Here is an 8249-nt window from a genome sequence, read left to right as displayed (position 1 = left end):
GTTCCCGCGCCTACGGCGGTCCGCGCTACTACGGCAAAGGCGATCACGGCCGCTGGGATAACGATTGGGATAAGGGCAAGAAGGGAAGAAATTGGAACGACGGCAATCGCGGCGACGACCGCGGCCGTTGGGACAACGACTGGAACAAAGGCAAGGAGGGCAACGATTGGAACGACGGCAATCGCGGCGGCGGCCACGGCAACAATAAATGGAACAAGGGCAAGGGCAAAGACACAACAAGGGCCATGCTAGTAAAGGCAACGACAACAACAAAGGAAACGGCAAAATGGCAACAACAACAATAATAAGAACAACATAATAAGAACAACAATAATAAGAACAACAATGACAAGGGCGATAACAACAAGAAAAAGCACAGCAAGAAGGATGACGACAAGCACTGCGGTCCACCGCGCGTTCGTTAGTCCCGCCTCACCGATTTCGATTCAAACGTGAAACTAGCGCGACGCGGTCGCTTCGATATCCTTCAGGAGATCGGCGATCTCGACGAACTCGCTAAAGCCGGTCTCCTCCGGCTGCTCGCCGAGCGCGGCAATTTTGCGCTTATAGTCGTCAACGAGGCGGGAGTAGGCCGCGAGGCGTGAGAGAGATGATGGATCGCAGCCCCTCTTGCGATAGGGCTCCGCGCAAAGCGTCGGCGACCTCGTCTTCGTGGCCAGGCCGCCTCAGCTTATTGAGGAGGTGCCGGGCAATGATGAGGCGGTTGCCGCGCGAGAACAGATCCCAGGTTCGATCTCTTTCGGCGTCGCTGGTGTAAAGGCCGCCGGACGTCAGGATCTGATCGAGATGGTAGGACAGCCGCTGCGCGTAAAACTCGTCGATGCCAAAAAGGAGATCGACCTGACTCGCTTGGACTGGGCTTCCAGCACCATGGTACTGCGGGCGAGCTCCTCGCGCTGCGCGGCGAGCTCCTCACGTTGCAGCCAGACAGTGATCATGAGCCAGAAAAAGGCGGGCGGGGCGAACCAGCCGGCCAGGAAGTCGCCGAATGCGTCCGGCTCGAGGATGGCGATGCGCGACCACGAAAGCGCGAGATAGCCCGCTAGAAATCCGAACCAGAGAAAGGTCGCCGTGATCCCGATGATGAGGGGAGGACGGGGGGGGGTGGGTCTGCTTACCATTCAAGGCTTAGCGCCATTCCCGGATGTCGACGAAGCGTCCCGCGATCGCGGCCGCTGCCGCCATCACGGGGGACACCAGATGGGTGCGGCCGAGCCGGCCCTGACGGCCCTCGAAATTGCGGTTCGATGTTGAGGCGCAACGCTCGCGCGGGGCGAGCTGATCAGGGTTCATGCCGAGGCACATCGAACAGCCGGGCTCCCGCCATTCGAACCCTGCCTCCTTGAAGATCTTGTCCAAGCCTTCGGCTTCCGCCTGCTCCTTTACCAGGCCCGAGCCCGGAACAATCATGGCGCTCAGATTGGCGCTGATCTTGCGGCCTTCGACAATCCGCGCGACCTCGCGCAGATCCTCGATACGGCCATTGGTGCACGAGCCGATGAAGATGCGGTCGAGCGCAATGTCGGTGATCTTCTCGCCGCCCTTCAAGCCCATATAGTCGAGCGATCGTTCGGCTGCCGTTCGCTTGCTTTCGTCCGCGATCTCGGACGGCACCGGCACACGGCCGGAAATGGACACGACCTGCTCGGGACTCGTGCCCCAGGTCACGAGCGGCGGCAGCTTTTCCGCGTGCAGCACGATCTCATGGTCGAAGACGGCATCCTCGTCTGAATAGAGCGTCTCCCAATGGCGCTGCGCCATTTCGAACGCGGCGGCCTTCGGCGCGCGGGGCCGGCCCTTGATATAGTCGAACGTCTTCTGGTCGGGCGCGATCAGTCCTGCGCGAGCCCCGCCTTCGATCGACATGTTGCAGATCGTCATGCGGCCCTCCATCGAAAGCGCGCGGATCGCTTCGCCGGCATATTCGATGACGTAGCCGGTGCCCCCGGCGGTGCCGATCTCGCCGATGATGGCGAGGATGATGTCCTTCGCGGTGACGCCCGGCGGCAGCCTGCCGTCGACGCGGACGCGCATGTTCTTGGCCTTGCGCTGGATCAGCGTCTGTGTGGCGAGGACATGCTCGACCTCGCTCGTGCCGATGCCGTGGGCGAGCGCGCCGAAGGCGCCGTGGGTCGAAGTGTGGGAATCGCCGCAGACAATGGTGGTGCCGGGCAGCGTGAAGCCCTGTTCGGGGCCGATGATGTGAACGATGCCTTGCCGCTTATCCCGCTCGCCGAAATAGTCGATGCCGAATTCCCTGGCGTTTCCGGCAAGCGTCTCGATCTGCAAGGCCGACTCGGGGTCGTCGATCCCAAGGCTGCGATCGGTGGTGGGCACGTTGTGATCGACCACGGCGAGCGTTTTTTTCGGTTCGCGCACCTTGCGGCCGGCCATGCGCAGGCCCTCGAAGGCCTGCGGGCTCGTGACCTCATGCACGAGATGGCGGTCGATATAGAGCAGGCAGGTGCCGTCGGGCGCCTCATGGACGACGTGCTCGTCCCAGATCTTGTCGTAAAGGGTGCGGGGCTTGGTCATTGTTGGTCTTGTCGTGATATGGAATTCAGCGAAATTCTACACCTCAAATAGAGCTTGGGTCGTGGATTGCCAAGGTCGCCACGGCATCGCGCCGTGCCGGTTTCATGCCGGACACCCCGCCTTACAGGCCGCAGGAGAAGAAAGCGTGGATGGCCGGGCATGCCGGCCAAGTCCTATGCCGGGGACGAGCCCTTCTTGGGCGTCCTGGAGGACTTCTTCTTGGGCGCCTTCTTTGCCTTAGGAGCTTTCGTCTCAGCGGCGTCCGTCGCGGCGTCTTCGCCTTCCGCCTCGTCGTCCTCGGCGGGGACCTCGCCGGCCGTCGTCTCGGCCATGAGTTCAACAGCCTTGGCCACCCAGTCGTCGTTCTCGATGGCGCCGTCGAGCTTCAGGGTCTCGTCGAGCTTGGCGATCTCGTCGTCGGTCAGGTTCGCGATCTGCTCGAACTTGATAATGCCAAGCTTGTTGAGCTCTTTCTCGGTCGCCGGCATGAGGCCCTGAATGAGCTTGAGATCGTCGGCCTCGCCCTTCGGCTTCTTGAAGCCCTTGAAGGTCTCGGCGCCCTTCTTGCCGGTCCTCTGGTCCTGGCGCTCAGGGATACGCGCGGCCTTACCGCGGCGGCCACGGAGATAATAGAGCTTGGCGCGGCGCACGCGGCCGCGGCGCACGACCTCGATGGAATCGATCAGCGTCGAATGCACCGGGAAGACGCGCTCGACGCCTTCGCCATAGGAAATCTTGCGGACGGTGAAGTTCTCGTTGATGCCGCCGCCGGCGCGGCCGATGCAGACGCCTTCATAGGCCTGCACGCGGGAGCGCTCGCCCTCGACCACCTTGACATTGACGCGGACGGTGTCGCCGGGGCCGAATTCCGGGATCTTGCGCTTCTTCTGGAGAGCGTCCAGCTGCTCTTTGTCGAGCTGCTCGATAATATTCATAGCCGTACCTTTCACGGGCGCCTGCCGTGGCCTTTGGCCATCGGGCGAACGCCATTCTTTTTGATTGAGCCAGATTGCGCCGGCAACGCCCGCCCGCGTAGGGTTCCTAGCCCAGGAAGCAGCCTTTGTCGATGCAATTGCGGGGGAAATGCGGGGATTTGAGGGGATTTGACGCGCAATTGCGGTTCAACCCTTCGATTTCCGGTCCCATAGGTCGGGGCGGCGGGTTTTGGTGAGTTTTTCGGCCTGTTCCCGCCGCCACTCCGCGATCTTGCGATGATCGCCGGAAAGCAGCACCTCGGGGATCGAGCGCCCCTCCCAGTCGCGCGGACGGGTGAAGTGCGGATATTCCAAAAGCCCCTCGGCGAAACTCTCGTCACCGAGGGAGACTTCGTTGCCGGCGACGCCCGGCAGGAGCCGGACGCAGGCATCGATCAGGACCATGGCGCCGAGCTCGCCGCCGGAGAGCACATAGTCGCCGATAGAGATCTCCTCGATGTCGCGGGCTTCGAGCACGCGCTCGTCACTGCCTTCGAACCGCCCGCAAAGGAGGATGCCGCCGGGGCCGGAGGCGAGGTCGCGGGCTCGGGCTTGCGTGAACGGCCTGCCGCGCGGCGACAGATAGAGGGTCGCGGTTTCGGCAGGCATCGCGGCGCGGGCGGCATCGACCGCGGCGGCGGCGATGTCGGCGCGCATGACCATGCCGGCTCCTCCGCCTGCCGGGGTGTCATCCACGGAGCGATGTTTGTCGGTGGCGAAGTCGCGAATGTCGGTGAGGCCGAGGGACCATTTGCCCTCCGACAACGCCTTGCCGGCGAGGCTCATGCCGAGCGGTCCCGGAAACATGTCAGGGAAGATGGTGAGAACGGAGGCGCGCCAAATTGTGGTCATGCGTGACGGGCTCCTTCGCGCGCGCAATCGCCGCGCTCCTCCTTGAGGAGCCAGGTTTCCAGTTGCCCGACGCCCTTCACCTCAATAGACCCGCGCGCCTCGAACACGAAGCCGTCGCCAAGCGCTTCCCTGACCGCGTGAGAAACCTGAATCTCGCCGGGCAATCCGTGCGACTCCAGACGCGAAGCGAGATTCACCGTCTCGCCCCAGACGTCGTAGGAGAACTTGTCGGCGCCGATCACGCCCGCCATCACCGGACCTCCGGCGATGCCGATGCGGATCTTCATATCGACACCATGAGCGGAGGAGAGCCGCTGTACCAGCCCCGGCAGGCGCAGCGCCATGCGCGCAAGCCGCAGCAGATGGTCCGGCTGCGGGGCGCTGACACCGGCAACCGCCATGTAGCCGTCGCCGATGGTCTTGATTTTCTCAACGCCGTGCGCCGCCGCCAGCCTGTCGAACTCAGTCACGATCTCGTCGAGAAGATGCACAGTGCGCTCCGCGCCGAGTTGCCGAGCAAGGGCCGTGAAGCCCACGAGATCGCTGAACAGCACGGAGGCTTCGGCAACGCTATCGGCAACGCGGACGCCGGGGCGTTCCTTCAGCCGGTCGGCGATCGCCTCGGGAAGGATGTTGGCCAGAAGAGCGTCCGCCTCGGCGCGCGCGCGCTCCGCGACCGTGAACGCGTAACCGACGCTCAGCGCGATGATGCCAAAGGTCGTGACCGCGGACGACACGTAGAGATTGGCGAGCAAGACCGGGTTGGCGGCGATCAAAGCCCGCTCCGGTGGAAACAAAAACCAGGCGGACAGATGCAGCGCCAAGGCGATTGCGCTTACGCCGAGCACGATACGCAGATGCGACAGGCCGTAGAGCGCGAACGCGACGGCGGCGGCGATGATGTAGTTGATCTGAATGCCGGAGTCGCGCCCCAAGGCCCACACGAAGAAGAAGAGCGCGACGAACTCGGCAAAGGCGAGGAGGAGCGCCGCCGCGATGTCGTTGATGCGGTGAGCAAGCGGAATGAGGAGCGCGACGACCACCAAAATGAGATTGGCGACGATCAGCGGCCAATACAGCGCTGCGCCGCAGACGGTGAAGACGATCGCGTAGACCGCCGAAAAGAGGGCGATCAGAAAGGCCATCACGTTGACGATGATCAGCCTGCGGCGGACTGGGCGCGGATAGAAGCTCGTGCCAAGTTCGGCGAAGAGGGCGAGCGGCCCGAGCCATGCAAAAAGCGGCGCGTCGCGCGTGCTGGCCATGATCGTTTCACTTCTACTCATGCAACGCCGCTGGTTCTACTCTTGAGGCGTAAATCCTTACGTCATTCCGGTGAAAGCCGGAATCCAGATGGATTAGAGCTGTGCCAATGGATCCCGACTTTCGTCGGGATGACGAGATCAGCCTTCCCCACCTTCATCATCGCCGGGGCGACCAACATCCTCGAATAGACCCTCCGGCGGGACGAGGACGAGCTTGCCGCCTTCGATATCGACCTCAGGTACGGTGCTCTGGGTGAAGGGCACGAGAACATTGGGGGCGCCATCGGCGCGCTGGATCTCGAGCAGGTCGCTCGCGCCAAAATTATGCACCGCGACCAGCCGCCCTAGAACTTCGCCTTCCCGGTCGAGAACGGCAAGGCCGATCATGTCGGCCTGATACCATTCATCCTCGGCGTTCTCCGGCAGCAGCGCGCGCGCCAGATAGAGCTTGGTGCCGTTCAGCGCTTCCGCGCCCTCGCGTGTCGTGACACCCTTGATGCGTGCGACCAGCGCCTTCGGCGTCACGCGCACGCTCTCGATCTCGATGCGTGGAACGCCTGCTCCGTCCTCGAGCGGACCATACTCCGCGATGGCAGCAGGGTCTTGGGTGTAGGAGCGAAGGCGCACCTCTCCCTTGAGACCTTGGGCGGCCCCGATCTCACCCATGAGCAGGCGGTCATCCGAAGGTGCGTCGGTCACGGAGACCCCCCTCCGCGCGCATGTCTTCGTTAGCGCTACCGCGCTTCGCGCTGCTCGAGCGCGTATGAGCGCGTGCTCCCCCACAAGGGGGGAGCGGTGAGTTTGTTGCGGCCGATCTTGACTGGCGCGGTTTCGGCAACGCTATTCGGTCTTCCCTTCAGCCTCAGCCTCAGCCGCGGGTGATTCGGCTTCGGCGGCAGGAGCCTGAGCTGCGGCTTCAGCTTCAGGGGCTTCGGCCTCGGCCTCGGCCTCCGGTGCAGCTTCGGCCTCGGGCACCGGCTCGGGCGGCGGCGGGTTGGCGGCAACTTCGGCAGCAGCCTTCTCGGCATCGGCCGCAGCCTTGGCCTTCTCCTCGTCGGCGACCTTGCGGGCTTCCTCGCGCTCCACGCGCTTCTTGCCCGGCTGGGCCTTCTCAGGATTGTTGCGGGCATCGCGCTTGCGGATGCCGGCCGCGTCGAGGAAGCGCAGCACGCGGTCGGTCGGCTGGGCGCCCACGCCGAGCCAATGCTGCACGCGCTCCTCAAGCAGGGTCACACGCTGTCCATCGCGCGGCAGCAGCGGGTTATAGGTGCCGATCTTCTCGATATAGCGGCCGTCGCGCGGCATGCGGGAATCGGCAACGACGATGCGGTAGTAAGGCCGCTTCTTGGCGCCGGCGCGGGCCAGCCTGATTTTCAGTGACATGGGTTCGTTCTCCTAGGTGAGGTGGTTTATCGCTTCTTTGTTTTCGGTAGGCCGGGGAGCCCGCGCGGGATTCCGCCGGAGAAGCCGCCGGGAAGACCTGGCAGGCCGCCGGGAAAGGCACCCGGAGGCAATGGCGGCAGGCCAGCTTGCGGCAGCTCGCCTTGCGCCAGATCGGGCGGGAGCTCGGGCGGCGGACCGCCACCGAACATCGAGCTCAAAATGCCGCGCTTCTTGCCCATGGCCTTCATCATGTCGGCCATCCGCCGGTGCATCTTCACGAGCTTGTTGATGTCCTGCACGGAGGTGCCGGAACCGGCCGCGACGCGCTTCTTGCGCGAGGCATTCAGCAGTTTCGGGTTCTTGCGCTCGGCCTTCGTCATGGAGCCGATCATCGCCTGCTGACGCTTGAGAATGGTCTCGTCCAGCTTGGCGGAATCGATCTGCTTCTTGATCTTGCCGATACCCGGCAGCATGCCGAGGATCGAACCCATGCCGCCGAGCTTCTGCATCTGCTTCAGCTGGTCGCCGAGATCTTCCAGGTCGAAGGTGCCCTTCTTGACCTTCTGCGCGATCCGCTCCGCCTTATCGATCTCGACGGTCTCGATCGCCTTCTCCACGAGGCCGACCACGTCGCCCATGCCGAGAATGCGGCCGGCGATGCGGTCAGGCTGAAACTCATCCAGCGCGTCGAGCTTCTCGCCGACGCCGATGAGCTTGATGGGCTTGCCGGTGACGGCGCGCATGGAGAGAGCGGCGCCGCCCCGACCGTCGCCATCGACGCGGGTGAGCACGATGCCGGTCAGCGACACGCGCTCGTCGAAGCTCTTGGCGAGATTAACGGCGTCCTGACCGGTGAGCGCGTCGGCGACGAGCAAGGTCTCGTGCGGCCTGCCGATCCGCTCGATCTCGGCCGTCTCTTCCATGAGCTCGTCGTCGATATGGGTGCGGCCGGCGGTGTCGAGGATCAGCACGTCGAAGCCGCCGCGTCTGGCTTCCGCGACGGCGCGCTTCGTGATCGCGGCCGGGCCTTCGCCCTGCACGATGGGCAGCGTCGCGACGCCGGTCTGCTCGCCGAGCACGCGGAGCTGCTCTTGCGCCGCAGGCCGCCGCGTATCGAGCGACGCCATCAGCACCTTCTTCTTCTCGCGCGCCTCGATGCGGCGGCCGAGCTTGGCGGCGGTCGTGGTCTTGCCCGAGCCCTGCAAGCCGACCAGCATGA

The 8249-nt window shown here is 64.1% G+C and carries 7 protein-coding genes and 3 pseudogenes; 2 read left to right on the top strand and 8 right to left on the bottom strand.

Going from position 1 to position 8249, the window contains the following annotated elements:
- Both ACR2J1_RS00880 and ACR2J1_RS00875 read left to right on the top strand, forming a co-directional pair.
- Window positions 1–305 (top strand): annotated as a pseudogene (locus ACR2J1_RS00880) (hypothetical protein); the annotation flags it as partial.
- A 147-nt stretch (window positions 306–452) separates the two neighbouring features.
- Window positions 453–605 carry a hypothetical protein gene (locus ACR2J1_RS00875; RefSeq protein ID WP_434017449.1) on the top strand — a complete coding sequence of 51 codons (153 nt, stop codon included), beginning with the start codon at window positions 453–455 and terminating at the stop codon, window positions 603–605.
- A gap of 186 nt (window positions 606–791) precedes the next feature.
- Here the strand turns inward: ACR2J1_RS00875 and ACR2J1_RS00870 are convergent, their stop codons facing one another.
- The 8 genes and pseudogenes from ACR2J1_RS00870 to ACR2J1_RS00835 all read right to left on the bottom strand — a co-directional run.
- The gene (locus ACR2J1_RS00870) at window positions 792–1142 is read right to left on the bottom strand and encodes a hypothetical protein (protein WP_434017448.1); all 351 of its coding nucleotides are present in this window, start codon (window positions 1140–1142) and stop codon (window positions 792–794) included.
- 7 nt (window positions 1143–1149) lie between these two features.
- Window positions 1150–2556: a 3-isopropylmalate dehydratase large subunit gene (leuC, locus tag ACR2J1_RS00865; RefSeq protein ID WP_434017447.1), complete on the bottom strand. Its 1407-nt coding sequence runs from the start codon at window positions 2554–2556 to the stop codon at window positions 1150–1152.
- Window positions 2557–3128: 572 nt separating this feature from the next.
- Window positions 3129–3491: pseudogene (rplS, locus tag ACR2J1_RS00860) on the bottom strand (50S ribosomal protein L19); the annotation flags it as partial.
- A gap of 186 nt (window positions 3492–3677) precedes the next feature.
- Window positions 3678–4382 (bottom strand): tRNA (guanosine(37)-N1)-methyltransferase TrmD, encoded by a 705-nt coding sequence (gene trmD / locus ACR2J1_RS00855; RefSeq protein WP_434017446.1) that lies wholly within the window; start codon window positions 4380–4382, stop codon window positions 3678–3680.
- Window positions 4379–5668, bottom strand: a complete 1290-nt coding sequence (locus ACR2J1_RS00850; protein ID WP_434017445.1) for an adenylate/guanylate cyclase domain-containing protein — start codon at window positions 5666–5668, stop codon at window positions 4379–4381. The genes trmD and ACR2J1_RS00850 overlap by 4 nt, the downstream gene beginning before the upstream one ends.
- Window positions 5669–5785: 117 nt before the next feature.
- Window positions 5786–6346, bottom strand: a complete 561-nt coding sequence (gene rimM, locus ACR2J1_RS00845; RefSeq protein WP_434017444.1) for a ribosome maturation factor RimM — start codon at window positions 6344–6346, stop codon at window positions 5786–5788.
- A 285-nt stretch (window positions 6347–6631) separates the two neighbouring features.
- Window positions 6632–7030 (bottom strand): annotated as a pseudogene (rpsP, locus tag ACR2J1_RS00840) (30S ribosomal protein S16); the annotation flags it as partial.
- A 26-nt stretch (window positions 7031–7056) separates the two neighbouring features.
- Window positions 7057–8249: signal recognition particle protein (locus ACR2J1_RS00835; protein ID WP_434017443.1), on the bottom strand; the 1193-nt coding region annotated here is incomplete at its 5' end.

It is taken from the genome of Methyloceanibacter sp. (assembly GCF_050999895.1).
Taxonomy (GTDB): domain Bacteria; phylum Pseudomonadota; class Alphaproteobacteria; order Rhizobiales; family Methyloligellaceae; genus Methyloceanibacter.
Note: the sequence above shows the minus strand (reverse complement) of the source record. Positions and strands in the feature narration are given on the sequence as shown.